General features: G+C 53.0%; 17 protein-coding genes. 6 read left to right on the forward strand and 11 right to left on the reverse strand.

The window, feature by feature from the left end; genetic code table 11:
• Positions 1-11 precede the first annotated feature (11 nt).
• From EL361_RS04785 to xerD, 6 genes are all read right to left on the reverse strand, one after another.
• Positions 12-1,160: a tetratricopeptide repeat protein gene (locus EL361_RS04785; protein WP_126377143.1), complete on the reverse strand. Its 1,149-nt coding sequence runs from the start codon at positions 1,158-1,160 to the stop codon at positions 12-14.
• Between the two features lie 21 nt (positions 1,161-1,181).
• Positions 1,182-1,532 carry a lipopolysaccharide assembly protein LapA domain-containing protein gene (locus tag EL361_RS04790; RefSeq protein WP_126377145.1) on the reverse strand — a complete coding sequence of 117 codons (351 nt, stop codon included), beginning with the start codon at positions 1,530-1,532 and terminating at the stop codon, positions 1,182-1,184.
• A gap of 17 nt (positions 1,533-1,549) precedes the next feature.
• On the reverse strand, positions 1,550-2,047 hold the full coding sequence (locus tag EL361_RS04795) for an HIT family protein (RefSeq protein ID WP_126377147.1): 498 nt from the start codon (positions 2,045-2,047) through the stop codon (positions 1,550-1,552).
• A gap of 130 nt (positions 2,048-2,177) precedes the next feature.
• On the reverse strand, positions 2,178-2,402 hold the full coding sequence (locus EL361_RS04800) for an SLOG cluster 4 domain-containing protein (protein ID WP_232034875.1): 225 nt from the start codon (positions 2,400-2,402) through the stop codon (positions 2,178-2,180).
• A gap of 229 nt (positions 2,403-2,631) precedes the next feature.
• The gene (locus tag EL361_RS04805) at positions 2,632-5,340 is read right to left on the reverse strand and encodes a CBS domain-containing protein (RefSeq protein WP_126377149.1); all 2,709 of its coding nucleotides are present in this window, start codon (positions 5,338-5,340) and stop codon (positions 2,632-2,634) included.
• 70 nt (positions 5,341-5,410) lie between these two features.
• Complete coding sequence (gene xerD / locus EL361_RS04810; RefSeq protein ID WP_126377151.1) at positions 5,411-6,322, reverse strand: site-specific tyrosine recombinase XerD; 912 nt, start codon at positions 6,320-6,322, stop codon at positions 5,411-5,413.
• Positions 6,323-6,489: 167 nt separating this feature from the next.
• Here xerD and EL361_RS04815 point away from each other — a divergent pair, with 167 nt between their 5' ends.
• The 4 genes from EL361_RS04815 (at position 6,490) to fsa (ending at position 9,209) form a co-directional block, all read left to right on the forward strand.
• Positions 6,490-7,656, forward strand: coding sequence for an LL-diaminopimelate aminotransferase (locus EL361_RS04815; protein ID WP_126377153.1), 1,167 nt, complete (start codon positions 6,490-6,492; stop codon positions 7,654-7,656).
• Positions 7,657-7,682: 26 nt separating this feature from the next.
• On the forward strand, positions 7,683-8,162 hold the full coding sequence (folK, locus tag EL361_RS04820) for a 2-amino-4-hydroxy-6-hydroxymethyldihydropteridine diphosphokinase (protein ID WP_126377155.1): 480 nt from the start codon (positions 7,683-7,685) through the stop codon (positions 8,160-8,162).
• 65 nt (positions 8,163-8,227) lie between these two features.
• Positions 8,228-8,488, forward strand: coding sequence for a transcriptional regulator (locus tag EL361_RS04825; RefSeq protein ID WP_126377157.1), 261 nt, complete (start codon positions 8,228-8,230; stop codon positions 8,486-8,488).
• A gap of 67 nt (positions 8,489-8,555) precedes the next feature.
• Positions 8,556-9,209: a fructose-6-phosphate aldolase gene (gene fsa / locus EL361_RS04830; RefSeq protein WP_126377160.1), complete on the forward strand. Its 654-nt coding sequence runs from the start codon at positions 8,556-8,558 to the stop codon at positions 9,207-9,209.
• Positions 9,210-9,943: 734 nt separating this feature from the next.
• Here fsa and EL361_RS04835 read toward each other — a convergent pair.
• From EL361_RS04835 to EL361_RS04850, 4 genes are all read right to left on the reverse strand, one after another.
• The gene (locus EL361_RS04835) at positions 9,944-12,307 is read right to left on the reverse strand and encodes a CHASE2 domain-containing protein (protein ID WP_126377162.1); all 2,364 of its coding nucleotides are present in this window, start codon (positions 12,305-12,307) and stop codon (positions 9,944-9,946) included.
• Between the two features lie 183 nt (positions 12,308-12,490).
• A complete protein-coding gene (locus EL361_RS04840; RefSeq protein WP_126377164.1) occupies positions 12,491-13,399 on the reverse strand; it encodes a lysophospholipid acyltransferase family protein in 909 nt (302 codons plus the stop codon).
• Positions 13,400-14,326, reverse strand: a complete 927-nt coding sequence (locus EL361_RS04845) for a polysaccharide deacetylase family protein (protein ID WP_126377166.1) — start codon at positions 14,324-14,326, stop codon at positions 13,400-13,402. It abuts the gene before it with no gap.
• Positions 14,327-14,477: 151 nt separating this feature from the next.
• Positions 14,478-16,262, reverse strand: a complete 1,785-nt coding sequence (locus EL361_RS04850) for an ABC transporter ATP-binding protein (RefSeq protein ID WP_232034876.1) — start codon at positions 16,260-16,262, stop codon at positions 14,478-14,480.
• A gap of 234 nt (positions 16,263-16,496) precedes the next feature.
• Between EL361_RS04850 and yedF the strand changes: the two genes are divergently transcribed.
• Positions 16,497-17,129, forward strand: coding sequence for a sulfurtransferase-like selenium metabolism protein YedF (gene yedF / locus EL361_RS04855; protein ID WP_126377168.1), 633 nt, complete (start codon positions 16,497-16,499; stop codon positions 17,127-17,129).
• Positions 17,130-17,138: 9 nt separating this feature from the next.
• The gene (locus EL361_RS04860; RefSeq protein ID WP_126377170.1) at positions 17,139-17,951 is read left to right on the forward strand and encodes a pseudouridine synthase; all 813 of its coding nucleotides are present in this window, start codon (positions 17,139-17,141) and stop codon (positions 17,949-17,951) included.
• A gap of 32 nt (positions 17,952-17,983) precedes the next feature.
• On the opposite strand, the gene lolA is transcribed toward EL361_RS04860, so the two are convergent.
• On the reverse strand, positions 17,984-18,634 hold the full coding sequence (lolA, locus tag EL361_RS04865; RefSeq protein WP_126377172.1) for an outer membrane lipoprotein periplasmic chaperone LolA: 651 nt from the start codon (positions 18,632-18,634) through the stop codon (positions 17,984-17,986).
• Positions 18,635-18,783 lie beyond the last annotated feature (149 nt).

Raw genomic sequence — 18,783 nt, forward strand, 5'->3', positions numbered from 1 at the left:
ACTAGTGTGGATTACTCGTTGATGGTGGTGCGGTACTTGATGGAATGCCAGCTGCGGCAGCGAGGGCAAGCGAAAAACACGGTTTCGCGTTTCAGGCCGCAACGGCGGCAGACAAAGCGCTTTAACTCGCGGGCGCGCAGGATGAAGAATTCAAGTTGCTTGCGGAAGGGGGCTGACATTTCCTGATCCAACATATCCAGAGCCAGCAACTCCAGGCGCGCAGGCCAGAATTCGGGTTGCAGGACCAGCGTCTTCTCCAGCCAACGGCGTGATTCTTCCGGGTCGTGGCGGCAAAGCATCCAGGCAGCGTAAAATTGCAAGAGGAGGTCTGGTTCCTGTTTTTGAAGGACAGGGAGGACCGCATCGCAGAATTCCGGTTGGGGATGGTACTGGAACGGCTTGTCCGTTTCGAAGACCACATGATCGCCATAGCGGCGGCGCTTGCTTGCTTCAAGCAGCCCTTCCAACAGAACAAAACGCTGATCCTGGGCGACGCTTGAAAGTGCCTTGTCCAGATGACGTGCCAAATCCAGCCAGTCGTCCTGGCGCAAATCCTGGGTCAATAGTTCCAGCCAGGCCTCAAGAGAACCCGAATAGGCTTTTAACGCCCTCTTGAGCCACTTGAAGCCGATGCTGTCGTTGTCGTCCGCAAAATGATCCTGAGCCAGTCGAACCATGTAGTGGGCCTGGGCAATTTCGTTGCCTAACTGACCATAATAGCGGGCTGCGCGTTCAAAATCACCGGAATCAGCAGTGAGCAAGGCCAGTTCACTGACGATGCCCACGGTGTCACCACCTAATTTCTTGGCTTCTTCGAAGGCTGCCAGGGCGCGATCCAAAAAACCGCCGCGCTTGAAGTCCTTTCCGAGTTCGAACCAGGTGCGCGCGGCAACCTTGGGGGCGAGTCCCGGGCGCACGATTAGATTCTGGCGAATCTGTACCGCGCGTTCGATTTCGCCATGGCTGCGATAGAGGTTGCCCAAAGCAAGATAGATTTCAACCGCATCAGGATTGTTTCTAACAACTTGGGATAACTCTGTAATGGCGGCCTGCGTATCCTGGGTAACGGGCGCATAGCCGTCACGGGACCCGGCCGAACCATGACCGTTTCCAGACCCCCCATCCAAGCGGCGGGGAAATAACGACTTCAGAAAATTCATGCACCCTCCAGAGGGGGGATGTTACTCCTCGTTCTTGGCTTCCGGCTCGGCAGAGTAGTTGCTGTCGTCCAAGGGAAGATTGCGCAGGGAGTTCACTTCCTGCTCCAAAGAAGCGACCTTCTTTTTTGCCTGGGAGACTTCACGCGACAGGCGGATTTTCTCGCACAGGAAATACAGGGTACACAGCAGGCCACCCAGTACAAAGAGGCTCAGCAGGCAGAGGTATACGGGCTGCTCAAGGGCAAAGACAGGAGTCCCGAACAGTTCCAGAGACAGGGGCAGGGCGGTGTTCAGGGTCTCCATGTTCTGGGCAAACATGACCATGGACAAGAAGAACAGAGCCAGCAACAGCAGCATTTTGACATAACGCATTTGAATATCTCCTTTGATTACCCGGCCGTCTCATCGAGGCGGTCGAAATATGGTTTCAGTGCGGCGTAGGTGGAATCGATATGCTCGGGCACAACACGTGTTTCGGACGTGATAGCCATAAAAGAGGAATCGCCTACCCAGCGGGGCACGAGGTGGAAGTGCATGTGCTCCCTGATCCCAGCCCCGGCGGCCTCGCCAAGGTTCAGCCCGATGTTCACTCCGCCAGGCGTAAAGCGTTCCTGAAGAATCCTGGTGGTATGATTCAATAAATCCATGAGCTCGTGTTGCTCATCGGTTTCCAGATCCACGAGATTCATCACATGGCGGTACGGGCAGACCATGAGGTGCCCATTATTATAGGGGAAAATGTTCATGATGACAAAGGCCTTGCGACCTCGATACAGCACGCGACGTGCGGTATCTTCATCGGTGTGCTCGGGCAGGCAGAAAGGGCAGGAATCGGGTTTCGGGCCCAGAATATATTCCAGCCGCCAAGGGGCCCAGAGGACTTCCATGATATGATACCTCCTCGATGCGCTACGCGGATTGGTTCAAAGCCTGGGCCGCCAGTAGAACGGCTTCTTCCGGGCCGGATGCCGGGATCACTCCCGGAATATTCTTCCAGTTGCCAATGGCGATGACCGTTCAACCGGCCTTGAGCTCCAGAGCCACTTCGGAAAGAGTGCCATAGCCGCCTTCCACGGCAATGACCAGATCGCCATTCATGACCACGAGAAGATTGCGCATTTGCCCAAGCCCTGTGGCCACAGCCGTATCGATGTACGGGTTGGCGTCGGTCGGGTCAAGACCTGGAAGGATGCCGATGGTTTGCCCTCCGGCCTTGCGTGCGCCCTGACGGGCTGCTTCCATGACCCCTTCTTGGCCTCCACATACGAGCGCCAATTATTTTAACGCAATGAATTCGAACATTTAGATTTCGGTGTGTGAGTTTTCTTCGCCGCAGTCTCCTGCTTCGATGATGGAAATTTTATGCTACGTGGGCATGCACTTTCCTTATCGGTCCACCTGTACGATCTTCGGATTCTAAATCTGACACAGGCTCATGAGAAAGGGCAAGACAGATTTGAGATCGGTGAGCCTAGCGGGAGTTGGAGTCCTTTTTGGTTCTGGGATGAGGTTCCAGGCCGATATACGCTGGGTCCTTGATTATTTTCCTGACCAGATTCAGTTGGTCCTCACGGCAGGAGGCATTGCCGTCCAGCATGGCCGCACGAACCTTTTTCAGGATTTCCCCATAAGCTGGTCCTTCGGGTAATCCGGCAAGTTGCAGGTCGCGCCCGCTGATGTCCAATTCTGCGTCTTTCAAGCGTGTCAGATATTGAGACAGGTCGCGGCGTGTGGCTTCCTGCTTGAATTTGGACATAAAGAACAGGACGCCTTCCACCGGTAATTCATCCAGCTGGAAGCATAACTGAGAGAGTGGGCCTTTGCGATGCTTCCACATCTTATAATGGTAAATGGACTGGTTGAGCTGCTTGCGAAGCGCCAGGAAATCGTTGATCTGCTTGGGAGTCAGGTTGAAGCGCTCGGCCAGTGACTGGGTCTCTTCATCCTTGGCGCCATTAGCCAGGGCCATGAAGTAGATGATCCAGGAACGGGGCGCGTGATTCAGGTAGAGCAGGCGGTACCATTCCAGCACCTTTTCGATTTCCTCCAGCAGTTCCTCTTGAGCTGGAGACAGTGTCAACATGGGATGAATGGCCGAAAGCAGGCGCAGATCACGCATCTGGCGCAGGCACGCCAGAGCCGTTTTCTCCTCGAAAATCAGACACATCTCGTTGAACAGGCGGCTGCCTGAAAGTTTTTCCATCATGCCCAGGCCCAGAGCGTTTTTGATGAGCCGTTCAGTTTGTCCACCGATTTGAAAGGAATAACGCTGGGCAAAACGGATGGCGCGCAGGATGCGGGTAGGGTCTTCCACAAAGGACAAGGAATGTAGCACGCGGATCACGCGGTTTTTGATGTCCCGCTGTGCCCCGAAAAAGTCTACCAGCCGCCCAAATTGGCTCTTATTGAGCTGTACGGCCAAGGCATTGATGGTGAAGTCCCGTCGATAGAGGTCCATTTTTATGGAAGACAGTTCCACGGTGGGTAGAGCCGCTGGGTACTCGTAGTACTCCAGCCGGGCCGTGGCCACGTCAATGTGTTGTCCATCGGGCAGGACAATAACGGCTGTTTGGAATTTGCGGTGAGCTCGGACACGACCACCAAGTTTGTCCCCCAAAGCCTGGGCAAAGGCGATTCCGTCACCTTCCACTACCAGATCCAGGTCCAGGTTGGGGGTATCCATCAGAATGTCGCGGACAAATCCACCTACAGCATAAATGGATTGTTCGAGTTCGTCGGCAAGTTCTCCGGCCTCGTGCAGAATGCCAACCAGTTCCTTTGGCAGGCGTTCATTGAGCAGGATGCGGATGTTTCGTTCCCGTGAGCGCTCAGGCATCAGCGACTCTGGAATTCGAGCGGGTTCGTCCACCAACAAATTGATCAGGTCTGTGCGTGTCACAACACCAACGATATGGCCCTTGTCGATGACAGGGACCAGACGTTGGCCTTGGCCCAGAACGATCTCGATGATCTCATACAGATTGGTATCCGGTGAAACGGAAGCCGAGGCACGCATCATGTAATCGGTGGCAGGGGTCTCGGAAAGTCCGTGCCCCACGGCCTTGTCGGCGATTTGATGCTCGAGAACACCAATGAATTTACCTGTCTCCATGTCCACGATGGGTGCAGCCTTCAAGCCGTAGCGAGACATGATTTCTGCCGCTTCAGCCGTGGTCATTTCGCGTTCGATGACAATGGCCGGGCGGGACATCAGGTCCTGCACGCCGTGCTGTGGGCGAATCAGGGTATTGAGCAGCGCAAAGAGTTCGTCCTTGACCTGCGACATGGTGCGATCCTTGATGCTGGCGGAGGCTGCGGCTGCATGCCCACCTCCACCGAAGGATGCACAAATCTGGCCGACGTCTACCTCTGGACTTCTGGAACGCGCTACGAGATGAACCCGGTCGTGCATTCGACCGAGGGCAAACAGAACCCGAATGTTCTCCATGTCGATGATTTTGTGAGCCAATAGCGCGAAATCACTGACGTATTCTTCAGTTGAGATTTCGGCTGTCACAACGGGTACACCACGAATGTCGTGGGTTTTGGCCGATTCCAGCAGGGCATTGAGCAGGGAGACCTGTTCGGCGGAGAGGTCCCGGGTAATGAGGTCTGAGATGACCGTGGTGTCCATGCCCTGGGTCAGCAACCACGCAGCAGCCTGGAAATCCTCAGGTTTTGTGGAATTGAAGGTGAACGAGCCTGTATCTTCGAAAATACCAAGTCCAATGATGGTCGCTTCGTCAGGCTTCAGGGTGATGCCCATTCCCATGATTTCATGGGTCAGAATGGTGGCCGTTGACCCCCAATCAATGACTTTCCCCTTGGAGTGTACAACATCGTCATCGTTATCTGGATGGTGGTCGTAGGTATGGATTTCGAGATTTGGGTTGTCAAAAGCCTGTTTGACATGAGGCACGCGCCCCTGTTGCCGTGTATCCACCAGGACCAGAGTTCGGACAGTGGACAGATCGATTTCCCGAACGTTGCGGAAATTGAACATGTACATGGCGCTCTGGATATAAAAATTGCGTAGGTTTTTTTCCTGGCTTCCGGGGAAGACAAGGACCGCTCCAGGATAGAGTCTGCTCGCTGCGACCATGGCCGCCAATGAATCGAAATCCGCATTGGCGTGGGATGTAATGATCAGGGGAGCGTCTATCTTTTCTGGTTTATTCATTAATATTTCCAGACTATTATGTCTTTTTTAGCGCTTTATTAAAGTAATACTTTAATCATTTATAAGAGGTTTACATTCCTGACCGGGGGTGGTGCTGACGGTGAATTTTGACCAGTCGACCAGCCTGGACATGAGTGTAAATTTCGGTTGCTGCGATATCTGCATGCCCCAGAAGGAGCTGTACGGTTCTCAAGTCGGCCCCGCCCTCCAGAAGGTGAGTGGCAAAGGAGTGTCTGAAGGTGTGCGGTGAGACATTTCTGGTAATGCCCGCTGTCAACGCATGACGTTTGACAGCTTTCCATACGGCCTGTCGGGACAATCCCTTGCCTGAGCGGTTCAGGAACACCGCATCTTCAACGGGTTTAAATTGTCCGCGCCAGCTTTGCAAATAATTCTGCAGGAATTCCTGAGCAGCATAGTGGATGGGGATCAAACGTTCCTTGGAACCTTTTCCGAAAATTTTGAGAACACCCACCTGAGGGTCGAAGTCGAAAGCCTTCATTTCCACCAGTTCAGAGACGCGAAGCCCGGCGGCATAGAGGAGTTCAAGCATGGTTCGATCCCGGAATCCCAGCTTGGTGGAAAGATCGGGTTGTTTGAGTACCTCGGCCATCTCGTTGATAGTCAATACTTCCGGTAGTTTGCGGGGCAGCTTGGGGTTTTCTAGGAACTCAGCGGGATCGGAATCGGCTAGGCCTTCATCCGCCAGGTACGAGAAAAAGCCACGTAAGGCAGAGAGATGGCGGGCCAGGCTTCTGCTGGCAAGCCCCTTGCGACGCAAATGAAAGAGATAGAGGGACAGGGTTTGTCCGCTTACATCTGCAAGCTCGGCGTTTTTCTCATTCAGGAAGGTTGAAAATTCTCGCAGATCGGTAGCATAGGCGGCCAGGCTGTTCTCCGACAGGCCGCGAACCACGAGCAGATGCTCAAGGTAGGCATCCATCTGAGGATGAGCGGAGTAGGAGTCATGGAGTGCTGTCATTTATAAAAGGTCCGTTTTTCCAACAGAGTACACTCCCGAAGGGGCAGACACAAGAGCCCGGCAATGGAGGTGCTCATTGACAGCAGCGCCCGGCCCACGTAATCAAAATGGCTCTTTGAGGTTCCACGGAGGCCCCTCGAAACCATCGCCTAAGGAGAAGGACCATAGTGCCCGATTTCAAGCTTGCGCAGCGCATTGCTGAGCTGCCCCCATATCTGTTTGCCCAGATCGATGCCGTGAAACGCGAGGTTGCCGCGCGCGGTGTGGACATCATCAGTCTGGGGATCGGCGATCCCGATCTGCCTACCCCTGATTTTATCATCGACAAGCTCGCCGAGTCTGCCAGAAAAGCCCCGAATCATCGCTATCCGGATTATGAGGGGATGCTGTCCTTTAGGACTGCGGTGGCAACGTGGTACAAGCAGCGTTTTGACGTTGACCTTAATCCGGCAACCGAAGTGGTCAGCCTGATTGGCTCCAAGGAGGGCATTGCCCATTTCCCCTTGGCCTTCACCAATCCTGGCGACATGAACTTGGTCTGCACGCCCAATTATCCCGTGTATCCCATCGCCACGAAATTTGCCGGAGGTGAGGTGGAGTTTGTTCCTCTGACCGAGGACAATGCCTACTTGCCGGATCTGGACGCCATCAGTGATGAATCATGGGCCAAGGCCAAGTCCATCTATCTGAATTATCCCAATAATCCCACTGCCGGGGTTGCCGATGATGCCTTTTTTGAGAAATTGATCAAGAAATGCATCGAGACTGAAACCATCATTGTCCATGACGCGGCCTATACCGAAATTTATTTCGACCCGGCCAATAAGCCCAAGAGTATTATGGAGTATGCGGGAGCCAAGGAAGTGGCCATTGAGTTCCACTCCCTGTCCAAGACGTACAACATGACCGGCTGGCGCGTGGCCATGGCTGTGGGTAACGCCACGCTTGTGGGTGGTCTGGGCAAGGTCAAGACCAATGTGGATTCCGGTATTTTCCAGGCTGTCCAGGAAGCGGGTATCGCCGCACTGGAGCAGGGCGAGCCTTATGCTGAAAAGTTCCGAGGCATCTACAGAGAGCGGCGTGACGCTGTTGTGGCTGCTCTTCGAAAGGCGGGCATCAAATGCCCGTTGCCTGACGCCTCCTTTTATATCTGGGCCAACGTCCCCGAAGGATATAACTCTTCGGACTTCGTGACCAAGGTCATTCAGGAGACGGGCGTAGTCCTGACTCCAGGCAATGGCTTCGGCGCGCCTGGTGAAGGCTACTTCCGTATCTCGTTGACCGTACCTACAGAACGTTTGGAGGAAGCGGTATCCCGCATCGCCTCTCTATAACCGCCTATGTTGGGCTGGGCTCGAATATGGGCCAGCCCACGGAGAATCTTGCCCGGGCGATGACCCGTCTGGGCGAGATTCCCGATGTTCTGGGCGTCGAAGCTTCTCCCATCTATCGCACCGAGCCGCAGTTGGTGCGCGAGCAATCGTGGTTTGCCAACCAAGTTGCGCGCGTGATATGCGGCCCACAGGTCACCCCGTTTGCATTTCTTGAAGAACTTCTGAACCTTGAGATTGATCTTGGACGGGATCGAACTCGAGGGGAGGGCGCTCCAATTCGTTATGGGCCACGGGTCATTGATCTTGATCTGTTGCTGTTCGATGACGTGGTGATGCAGACAGAGCGTCTGACCTTGCCCCATCCGGGGATTCTGGCACGCGCATTTGTGTTGCTGCCGCTTGTGGATCTGGCCCCTGATCTCGTTTTGCCCGATGGGATAGCCATAAGAGAAGTTCTTGAACAGTTGGATTATCGTCGTGAGGGCGATCAGATTTGGCAGGACTAACTGCTGTTATTATTGGTTTTCAAAGAAAAGCTAAAGTATAACTTCAAGCTGAGGCTGGTTGCAGAATGCTCAAATTTATCGTCATCGGCGTGGCCCTATTCTTTCTGTACAAGATGTTCAAGGGAGATGCCCGTAAGAAAGAGACCCACAGTGACAAGGAACGTGATCGCCTGATCGCTTCGGGTGAGATGATCAAGGATCCCATTTGTGGAACCTATGTGGACAAGGACGCAGACATTCGAGTCAAGGATGATCAGGGCGTTCACTGTTTTTGCAGCTTCGAGTGTCGCGACAAGTATCTGAAGCAGCTTGAATCGGGAGAGTAGCTTCCCAATTCGCCGCAGCTAGGCTATAATGGAAGGAATACACGGGTTTCCATCCAAGGAGCGAAGCATGCGTTTTTTTATCGACACGGCCAATCTTGATGAAATTCATCAGGCCCAAAAGTATGGCTTGATTGATGGCGTGACCACCAATCCGTCGCTGTTTGCCAAGGAACAACAGGATTGGAAGGAGTTGGCAGCGGCTATTTGCAAGGCCGTTGACGGTCCGGTCAGCCTTGAAGTCGTTGGCCTGACAGCAGAAGAGATGGTGGCTGAGGCCAGAGAGCTGGTCAAATTCGGTCCCAATGTCGTTGTCAAGATTCCCATGATCATGGAAGGTCTCGTCGCTGTTCGACAGCTATCCCAGATGGGTATCGACACCAATGTCACCCTCGTTTTTTCGCCCCTGCAGGCTCTGATGGCCGCTAAGGCCGGTGCTACCTACGTGAGTCCTTTTGTCGGTCGTGTGGACGATACCGGGGCTGATGGCATGGAACTCATCGAACAGATCGTTACTATCTTTAATAATTACAATTTTAAAACACAGGTACTGGTAGCCAGCATTCGTAGCCCTATGCACATTGTTGAATCCGCTCTGATGGGCGCCGATGTCTCGACAATTCCCTACAAAGTCCTTGAAAGGTTGGCGAAGCATCCATTGACTGACAAGGGCTTGGCCGATTTCCTGGCTGATTGGAAAAATACCAAGGGGGCAGGGCGCTGATGGCCTGTCGAGCCTGAGTGTAAGATTTCTTCGTCATCATCATGTTGAGACAGCCCCTCGCCAGAGGGGCTTTTTTATGCCGTTTCGATCTTGGGATTGAGAAACTAGCATAAAGGGCTCCTGGGGGCTGTGTATCCGGCACATCCCAACACCTGGGGTTTGATAGTGTCATGGATTGACAGGGCCATAGAACAGTGAAGAGAGAGTCTGTCTGAACCCGACTCGGTGAAGCCTTAGGGATGAGAAAGCATCGCCATGAGTTAAGGACGGCATCACAGCCAATATCGAACTGTGCGACAGACGGAATCAGAACCTCCTTGAAAACGGGAAAGTTCGCTTTGACTTTGGGTGGGACTGGAACCCCCTGACCGCCTTAGGAGTATCGTTATCAAGTCTCATAATGTAAATTATGTTAACTTTAAGACGAGGCTATTTGTACATAAGCGTCTGTAATTATGTGTTTATCTCGTTGGAAACTCGTATGTGAAACAGGAATCCGACAGCATGCTCTAACTTGAATGTTTGTTGTTGAATGCGAGGGCTGAAACGTTCGCTATGCCCTACTGTTCAAGTTGAGGCGAAAGCGTGCTGTATGAGCTTCTAGTCACACGATGTGAGGCAAAGGTCGTTGGACAATGAAAAAGGCCCCACAGGCGAACTGGAGGCCTTTGTTGGAGGTATTGTGACAAGGGAGAAGTCTGGAGGTAGTGTTCTCCCCTTCTGGAGGTGGACATCTACTTTTTGGTCATGCGATAGACGCCATCCCAGGCTTGACCTTGCTTTACAGGAGGATCTGTCTTGAATTGATAGCAACGCTGGATATAGGCCTTAGAAGGAGTGGTCATACCTTCTGGGACTCGTTCAATTATTTCTGCTTCCTTGAAGACTTCAATGGCTGCATCCCATTGCGTATCCAGATACAATTTCATGCCTTGGTCAAACAATTTGAATAGTTCGATTTCCTGTTCGGTAAGGTCACCTTTCATGGCGACGAGCTCATAGACTTTGACTGGCTCGGACTTGCCCACGACTGCGATATTGTCGATGAAACGGCACTCCACCATCTCACGGACGGTTGTTTCGTTGCCGCTATCGTCCCAGGCCGGTTGATCCAGGACGTACTCGCTGATCAGGTTGTACACACCGTACTGTTTTGCCCCGGATTCCAGACGCGCGGCCAGGTTCACGGCATCGCCCATCATGGTGTAGTTCATGCGCATGGTGCTGCCCATGTTGCCTACAACAATTTCGCCAGAATTCAGACCGATACGCACCAGCATATTATGGACAATGACAGGCCATTTGTCGCCAACGCCCCAGACCTCAGGCGGATAGCCCTTGGAATTGCGTTCCGGTTCATCAGGCAATTGTTTTTCAGATTTCCACTTTTCGCGCAATGCAAGTATGGAATTCTGCATGTTTACGGCAATTCTGCAGGCTCGAAGAGCATGGTCAGGGACATCCATGGGCGCGCCGATGAAGGCCACGATGGCATCGCCTTCGTATTTGTCCAGCGTGCCCCGTTCAAGTAGTAGGATGTCCGTCATTGCTGTTAGGTATTCGTTCAGTAATTCAACGAGTTGGGTTGCTGTAAGCTTTTCGGAGAAGTTAGAGAAGCTCTGAACGTCCGAGAAAAAGGCTGTGATGACACGGGCTTCACCGCCCAGTTCCGGGTTTGCCTTGTTTTCAAACATTTCATCAATAAGTTCGGGGGATAAATAACTGGCAAAAGTGGATTGCAGGAATTTCTTATGCCCTTCCTCCCGCCAGTATTTGACCAGCGTGAGCAGAGCGAAATTGAGTCCTAGGGCGAGGAATGAATAGAGTGGGGATAGATGGAACCCTTTCGTCTCCATCAAGTACACGGCCCCTTCCCAAGCGCCCCAGGCGCACGCACCCAGCGGAATCAAACTCATGGCGGCTCTGGCCCAGGTCAGGAGTGCTGTGGTCAGCAGTCCCGAGGCGATGAGTACCATGAATTCCAGGCCCGGGGCCCAGGCTGGCCGTTGGATGAAATCTTTTTGAAGGATGTTGTCCACCACCGTGGCGTGGACTTCAACGCCGGGCATGACCGGGTCAAAGGGGGTGGCTCGCAGGTCTTTCAGGCCCGCGGCCGAGGTGCCCAGGAAGACAATTTTCCCTTTCAATTCTCCTGGACGCAGGCTGTCCGAAAGAATTTTTGAAGCAGAGATGTATGGAAAGGATTCTCTGGGGCCACGATAATGGGCAAAAACCTGTCCCTGTCGATCCACCGGGATGACCGTGCCCCCTACCCTGACGCTTTCAACCCCCTGCTCCGAGACCTTGATCACAGCCTGCTTGGCGCCGATGGCCGTCATCAGGGTTGCCATGGAAAGACTGGGATAGAGTTTGCCCTTATAGTGGGCAAAGAGCGGTGTTTTGCGGTAGATGCCGTCCAGATCCGGGTTGGTATTGAAGAATCCGGACATTCTGGCGGCAGCGCCCAAGGCGGGGATATTACAGACAACCGAAGGTGCATCCACCATGAAGTCTTTACTGGGAGGAGCGTTTTTGGAGCGTTTTTCGACCAGGCTGACGGGATGAAGCACGCAATCATCGCTCGCTGCAATATGTCCATCATCGAAGTTCAGGTAATATCCCAGAACAAAGGGCCCTTGGCCCAGTACGCCTGCCAGCACTTGGTCATTATCCATCAGAGCCTGAGGAATTCCAGTAAATCCCATGTTTACCTGGAGATCACGCTTGATGTCTTGCTGGATGATCTTGGGGGATGTGCGGTCGTCTTCTGCGAAAACGATATCGATACCCACGGCCAATGCTCCGGCCTGACGAATTTTGGCCAAAAGCAAGGCGACACGGTATCTGGGCCATGGCCATTGGCCGTAAGCTGCCAGTGAGCGTTCATCCAAATCGACAATGACCGGGGTTCCGCTGGTCTCGGTGCTGTGAGACACACGCATCATCTGGTCATAGAGCTTCAGGTCCAGGGCCTTCAGTAGTACTGGCCGCTGCATGTACAGCCACGCGATGAACATTGTCGAGGCCATGCCCAGAACAAAAAGAAAGGCCCAACTGTCTCTGAAACGCTCAAAAGCCTTGAGCAGTTGTTGCTTCATGATGGCGCTATTCCATGGTTATACGGCCTACGAGCCCTTCAGATGAATCCAGACCCGGATTTCATGAAGGTGTAGCAGAATTCATCACCAAGGAAAATAGATGAGGTGGGTAGCTCAAGGAGAATGAAGTTGCCATTGTTGTTATTCTCAATAATATTGGAGTATTGAGAATAATTTAAAGTTTTACTTCATGTTTTCGGGCGGAATGTAATTCCATTCCGGAGGGGGTTGAGTCTTCCAGCGACGGTGCAGCCAGTACCACTGTTCGGGCCAGCGATGTACAGCACGCTCTACCGATTGAGTATAGAACAGAGCCGCTTTTTGAATTTTTTCCTCCCGGCTCCCGGTGAGAACTCTGGTGTCCAGGGCGTGCTCGGTGTGGAGGATGAAGCCGTTCTCTTCATCCCTGAGCAGATATAGAGGCTGAATGAGTGCTTCACTTCTGATGGCCAGGAGTGCCGGCCCCATGTTGACCGCAGCAATTTTTTTCAAAAACGGAAGATAGACCGCTTCCGTGGTGCTGCAGTTGTGATCAACCATAAATCCGGTAGCCCCGCCTTTTTTCAGACACCTGAGGACCTTGAGGACAGCTTGACGGTGTTCGACAACCTCAACCGTGGGATTGGTGCGCATGCGGGTCATGAGCTTGTGAAGAGCTTCGTCTTTAGGGCGTCGGACGACAACCTGTTTTTTCCGCTCGGGGATCAGCACATGATACAGGCCGATCATCAATTCCCAGGCACCAAGATGAGCCGATGTCCCGACAAATGGGCGATCTGTTTCCACTAATGCTTGAAATGATTCCGGATCAGAGATGGTCAGGCGGTCTTTGACAAAGCGCTTGTCCACGTTTTTCGATAGAAAAAGTTCGAGAAAGGAGCGTCCTGTATTTCGGAAATTATTGCGAGTCATGGTTCGGGCTTGCTCTGATGTAACGCCGAGATGATAGACCATGTTCTCTTCGGCCATGCTCCGGCGCTCGCGAAGTGCGGTCCACAGTAGCGAGCCAAGGCGGTTGCCCCAGCGTTCCACCCCGGCAAAATCCAGGGAATGCCCTGCCCCGGCAAGCGCTTCATACAAAATTTCTTTCATTTATATCCTCGCGCCCGAATACAGAGTTGCCGTCCAGGGCCTGCTATACAGCGCAACCCGCGAGGCGAACCAGCCCAGGCCTTTGTGTCTTCTTACTTCCAGCCGCGGAATACTGCCGGGAGGCGTCTTATGATCAACAGCGCCACGCTTCAAGGTGAAGCGTAAGTCCAAGCCAGCTTTTTCAACAGCTTGCTCGGCGGCGGGATGTGTTTCTCCCCAGGGCCAGGCAAAGGCGGTCACCGGTCTTTCGCACTGAGCTTCCAGTTCGCGGCGGCTCTCTTCCAGATTGTTTTGCACCCGGGAAATCATTTCCTGAGTGGTCTCCTGGCGCTGTTCATTCGCCAGCCAGAGAGGGTGTGCCAGCTCGGGCTTTAGTTCCGAGTAGGGTCCGTCCTGTCCACTTTGAAGTGCATACGCCCAATGTGTTGGTAATTCAACCAGTTCCGGGGCACAGGTAGGCTTCATCCTGTGTGAGAAGGAATGACTGCCGAGTTCAAATACACCTTCTTCAAGCAGTTCTTTAAGTTCCTGCAAGGAAAGCCAGGCACTTCGATTCTGAGTGAGCAAAAAGTCCAGATGGGCCTGGTGTGCTAAGATTTCTCGATCAAATCCAATTTCGGAATTCGGGCGCATACGGTCATTAATGATGAATACCGTAGCCGTAAGACCGAGGTCCTTCAGAATCGGCCTTGCGAAGGTGTACAGGTCACGAAAACCATCGTCAAAGGTGATCATGACAGAAGGACTGGTCAATGTTTCGCCTTCCAGAAATCGACGCAGCTCCGATTGATTCAGAGTGCATACGCCGTTGTCCTTGAGCCAGCGCATTTGGCTGACGAATGATTCTCGGGGGACGCCATTGCCTCCCAGGTTGTGGTAGCACAACACGGGGACAGACGTTTTTCCAAGTAACTTACCCCAGTTCATTGAGAATATTCTCCAGCGCGTCGTATTTCTGATTCTGGAAATAGTGTGAAATCAAAATTGTAGCTGAGGATCATGACCCTCGAAAGTCAAAAAGTACAAAATTCTTGAGCAAAGAGGCAACAACGCCCCACTCTCTTCTGGTGTTCTAGACCTAACAAGCCGGTCCTGCGGCTTGGGGCTCGTCCTGAAACTGCATGGCATGCAGTCTGGCGTATAGCTCGCATTTGGCCAGGAGTTCTGCATGGGTGCCGGTATTCACGATCCTGCCGTTCTGCATGACCACAATCAGGTCGGCACTGATGACCGTGGACAGGCGATGTGCAATGACCACGCTGGTCCTGTTTTGCATCAGGTTTTCGAGTGCAGCCTGGACCTTGCGTTCAGCTTCCGTATCCAGAGCGCTGGTGGCCTCATCCAGAATGAGGAGTGGTGGGTTCTTGAAGAGCGCCCGGGCAATGGTCAGGCGTTGTTTTTGTCCGCCGGACATCTTGACTCCGCGTTCGCCCAGTACCGTATCGTATCCCTTGGGCATTTCGGTCACGAACTCATGCGCATAGGCTGTACGGGCGCAGGATTCAACGCGTTCCTGATCGGTCGCTCCCTGTCCATAGGCGATGTTGGCTGCAACCGTGGTGTCGAAAAGGAATGCATCCTGCGACACAATACCCACGTTGCGCCTCAGCGAATCCAGAGTGTAATCCTCCAGAGGGAGACCATTCAAATGGATTTGCCCTTCCTGCGGCAGATAGAAACGGGGAATCAGATTGACCAGAGTTGTTTTTCCGGAACCCGAGGGACCAACCAGTGCGATTCGCTGTCCGGCCTTGACGGTCAGGCTTACATCGGCAAGCGCTGGCCGCTGACAGCCAGGGTATGAAAAACTGACATGTTCAAGCTTGAGCTCGCTGAAAGGTGGCTCAAACCTGATGTCTCCGCCCTGCTCTTCCACGATGTCCGGGGAATCGAGGATTTCAAAGACACGCTCGGCACCGGCTAGGGCGCGTTGTATTTCCATGTTGTTGCTGTTGAATTTCTTGATGGGCGCGTAAATGAGGCCGGCAGCCACAACAAACGCGATGAATTGCCCCTGAGAGACATCACCGGCCATGACCTGTCCCCCGCAGTACCACATGACCACGGCAATCCCCATGGCACCGATAAAGTCCATGATGGGGGACGACAGCTCGGAAAAAATGACTTCTTTCTCAGCGATGCTCACCAGTCGCTCATTTTCCTTGGCGAACCTGTCATTCTCTCCACGCTCATTGGCAAAGGCTTTGACCACGCGAGCGCCGTTGAAAACCTCGTTCAGAATGACCGAGATGTCTGAAATCTTGCTCTGATTCTTGCGTCCGATCTTTCTGAGCTTTTTGCCGAAGAAAATGATCGGGTACACAGCCAGCGGAAAGATGAATATCGCCATGGAGGCCAGCTTGGGGTTCATGTAGATGGCCACCCCCATGTATCCGACCACTTCGAGGCAGCTGCGGATCAGCATCACGATCGCGGGCAGGCTATTGCGGATCATGTTGACATCCATGATGATCCGGGACTGGAGCATCCCTACCTGAGTGTCGTCAAAATAACCCATGGGCAGGCGAAGAATCTTTTCATGGAGTTCGTTGCGCAGGCGTTCAAGCACTTTCAGTCCGCACATGCGCATCAGGTAGTTCTGCAGATAACGGAACAATCCTTTGCCCAGAAAGGTCAAGACAAAGAGTAAGGGATAGATGACCAGTGCTGTCTGATCGTGCTTGTCGAAAATTTCATCCCAGGCTGGTTGGGACAGATAAGCCGAGAATGTAGATGCCCCGGCCACGATGGCCATGGAAATAAGTGCCAGAGCAATCCGCCCTTTGTAGGGGCTGAAATAGCTGAGGCAGCGCTTGAGCAATGGAATGCTCTTGATGGAGAACTGTTTTTTATCTGAACCCACTTGGTATTCCTTATGCCTTCGGAAGGGGTGGCCCTTCAATGGCGGTTATGACTTGCTGTGCCCGCTTGATAGTGCATCCGGGCTTGGAAATCCAGCCGGGCATGGGGCGGCATCTTTCTCTGAACGGGAGTTCTCGATGCAAATGGTCAAATCCCATGGGAATTATCTATTTGACCCGCCTCGAACTCTCGCGTTCGATAGGCTCATAACGAACACCATCAAGGAGAACCGTTGATGTCCGATATCGTCTTGGACTGCAAAGGCATGCCCTGCCCGCAGCCTGTCTTACAATGCAAGCAGTGCATTGACAATGATGATCCCGCAGAGTTGTCCGTCATCGTGGACAACGAAGCCGCCCGGGAAAATGTGACCAGATTTTTGGAATCCAAAGGATATCAAGCTGTTTGTATCGGTGGCGATGCTCAATGGCGCATTGTGGCTTCAGGTAGGACTGGTACGGGTTCAAAGGCTGTGGACGGTCAGGCCTGCGATTGTGAAGTCATGAGTCCGGCTGAAATCCAGGCTCTGGAACAAAAGGTGACCGTATTCATCCCGGCTGACGTTGTCGGCAAGGGGGATGATGAATTGGGAGGCAAGTTGTTGGTGAATTTCATCGCCACACTGCCTGAACTTGGTCACGAACTGTGGCGGATCGTTTTGGTCAATGCCGGGGTCAAACTGTCCATCCCCGGACATCCCTGCTTCAATGGCCTGAAAACGTTGGAAGATGCAGGGGCAACAATTCTTGTCTGCGGGACTTGCCTGGACCATTTTGGCCTCTTGAATGACAGAGGGCTCGGGCAGACCACAAACATGTTGGACGTGGTGACATCGATGCAACTTGCCACCAAGGTCATTCACGTCTAGTTATGCGGCATGCCGCAAAAAAACGACTCCAATACATTCTCTGATACTGGGAGCGGCTCGTCCGCTCCCATTCGCATTAACAAGGCCTTGGCCCAGGCTGGGATTTGCTCCCGGCGTGCTGCCGATGATCTGGTAGCTCAGGGGCTGGTCGCTGTTAACGGTGAAACCGTCACTGCTGCCGGAACAAAGGTTGTTCCTGGCAAGGATCACATCACTGTCCAGGGCAAACCCATTGCTCTGTCCTCCCCGGGGCAGGACGAATTCAACTACGTATTGCTCAATAAGCCGACTCAGGTGGTGACCACGGTCAGCGATCCTCAAGGTCGCCGGACCGTGTTGGATGTGTTGCCCCAAAACCTTAAAAAGAATCGCCTTTTCCCCGTCGGACGATTGGATTTCTTTTCACAGGGACTCCTCCTGCTGACCAATGACGGAGAAATGGCCAATCGGTTGACTCACCCCAGTTGGCATTTGCCCAAGGTCTATCGTGTAACGATTCGAGGGGGAATTGCTGAAGCAAAGCTGAATATCATGCGTAAAGGCATGGTATTGGCCGAAGGCGAACGACTGTCTCCTGTTGAAGTGACCATTGCGAAACAGCAAGCTGGAACAGTGCAACTGGAAATGACATTGATCCAGGGCTTGAATCGTCAGATTCGGCGCATGTGCCGCGATCTCAAGTGGACTGTCCTGCGCCTGGAGCGAGTGTCCCAAGGCCCTCTTTCCCTGGGCCGTCTCCGAGAGGGACAGGCCCGCGAGCTTCAGGCCGACGAATTGGCTGCACTCCGCAAGGCCGTGGGGTTGGAGACGAATAAAAAATAGGCCTCCCACATTGGTGGAAGGCCTGGCAAAAGCTACTTGTGGGTGTTGTCGTATACATCAGTTCCTGGCGGCGGCGTGAAACTGAAAGCGCTGTCCTGAAGCTCTGGATTCATGACGATTCCCTTCAGAATTACTGTGTTCTCATTTCCAAAAAAATCCAGGATTTGAACCTTTTGCAATAAGGCATACTCTGGAGTCAGCCAGAGGTAGGCCTGGACCATTTCCGGTTCAGGCTCCTTGGGAATGAGCTCAAGCTTATCCAGCCCATCTTCCCGTCCCAATGATGTGACCCAGAAATCGTCTCGCAGGTTGGCTTTGCCCGAAATGAAGCGCAGCACGGTTTTGGACGACAGCACCTGTTCCACTGTATACTTGTAAGCTGCATCTTCATGAGGGAAATGGCTCCATACCTCATCCTTGCCCACCACCAAAAGTTCGGGCTCCGGCGTTGTTGTCTCCCATCGAACCAACCCTGGTTGACGATAGGCAATGTTTCCTGCGCGCTGTTGAGTTTCGCTGCTGGAGGCATTGAACAGTACCTGGTTGAATGATGCCGAAAAACTATCCAGAGACTCGTATCGGGCCTGCATGGATGCGGTCAGAGTTGCGACGTCGCTTGCCCATGCAGCGGGAACACAAATCAAAATGGTCAGAATCAGCGCCGGAATGCGAATGAACAGCATGGTCTTCCTTTCTTCCAGTTAAGGGCATGAATTTGGCCTAATGGACTTGTGAAATCTTAACCATTCCGATGTGATTTGCAAGTAAGGGACCGTTATCACGCTTTTGAGATTCAATCGTCCACGATACATTCAGGCTGAATATTACTCAG

Origin of the sequence: Desulfovibrio ferrophilus (genome assembly GCF_003966735.1) — a bacterium.
In the GTDB taxonomy this organism is placed as follows: domain Bacteria; phylum Desulfobacterota; class Desulfovibrionia; order Desulfovibrionales; family Desulfovibrionaceae; genus Desulfovibrio_Q; species Desulfovibrio_Q ferrophilus.

Bases quoted from the DNA above. Each gene is read 5' to 3' on its own strand.
- EL361_RS04785 (WP_126377143.1), bottom strand. From the start codon at position 1,160: ATGAATTTTCTGAAGTCGTTATTTCCCCGCCGCTTGGATGGGGGGTCT.
- EL361_RS04790 (WP_126377145.1), bottom strand. From the start codon at position 1,532: ATGCGTTATGTCAAAATGCTGCTGTTGCTGGCTCTGTTCTTCTTGTCC.
- EL361_RS04795 (WP_126377147.1), bottom strand. From the start codon at position 2,047: ATGGAAGTCCTCTGGGCCCCTTGGCGGCTGGAATATATTCTGGGCCCG.
- EL361_RS04800 (WP_232034875.1), bottom strand. From the start codon at position 2,402: ATGGAAGCAGCCCGTCAGGGCGCACGCAAGGCCGGAGGGCAAACCATC.
- EL361_RS04805 (WP_126377149.1), bottom strand. From the start codon at position 5,340: ATGAATAAACCAGAAAAGATAGACGCTCCCCTGATCATTACATCCCAC.
- xerD (WP_126377151.1), bottom strand. From the start codon at position 6,322: ATGACAGCACTCCATGACTCCTACTCCGCTCATCCTCAGATGGATGCC.
- folK (WP_126377155.1), top strand. From the start codon at position 7,683: ATGGGCCAGCCCACGGAGAATCTTGCCCGGGCGATGACCCGTCTGGGC.
- EL361_RS04825 (WP_126377157.1), top strand. From the start codon at position 8,228: ATGCTCAAATTTATCGTCATCGGCGTGGCCCTATTCTTTCTGTACAAG.
- fsa (WP_126377160.1), top strand. From the start codon at position 8,556: ATGCGTTTTTTTATCGACACGGCCAATCTTGATGAAATTCATCAGGCC.
- EL361_RS04835 (WP_126377162.1), bottom strand. From the start codon at position 12,307: ATGAAGCAACAACTGCTCAAGGCTTTTGAGCGTTTCAGAGACAGTTGG.
- EL361_RS04840 (WP_126377164.1), bottom strand. From the start codon at position 13,399: ATGAAAGAAATTTTGTATGAAGCGCTTGCCGGGGCAGGGCATTCCCTG.
- EL361_RS04845 (WP_126377166.1), bottom strand. From the start codon at position 14,326: ATGAACTGGGGTAAGTTACTTGGAAAAACGTCTGTCCCCGTGTTGTGC.
- yedF (WP_126377168.1), top strand. From the start codon at position 16,497: ATGTCCGATATCGTCTTGGACTGCAAAGGCATGCCCTGCCCGCAGCCT.
- EL361_RS04860 (WP_126377170.1), top strand. From the start codon at position 17,139: ATGCCGCAAAAAAACGACTCCAATACATTCTCTGATACTGGGAGCGGC.
- lolA (WP_126377172.1), bottom strand. From the start codon at position 18,634: ATGCTGTTCATTCGCATTCCGGCGCTGATTCTGACCATTTTGATTTGT.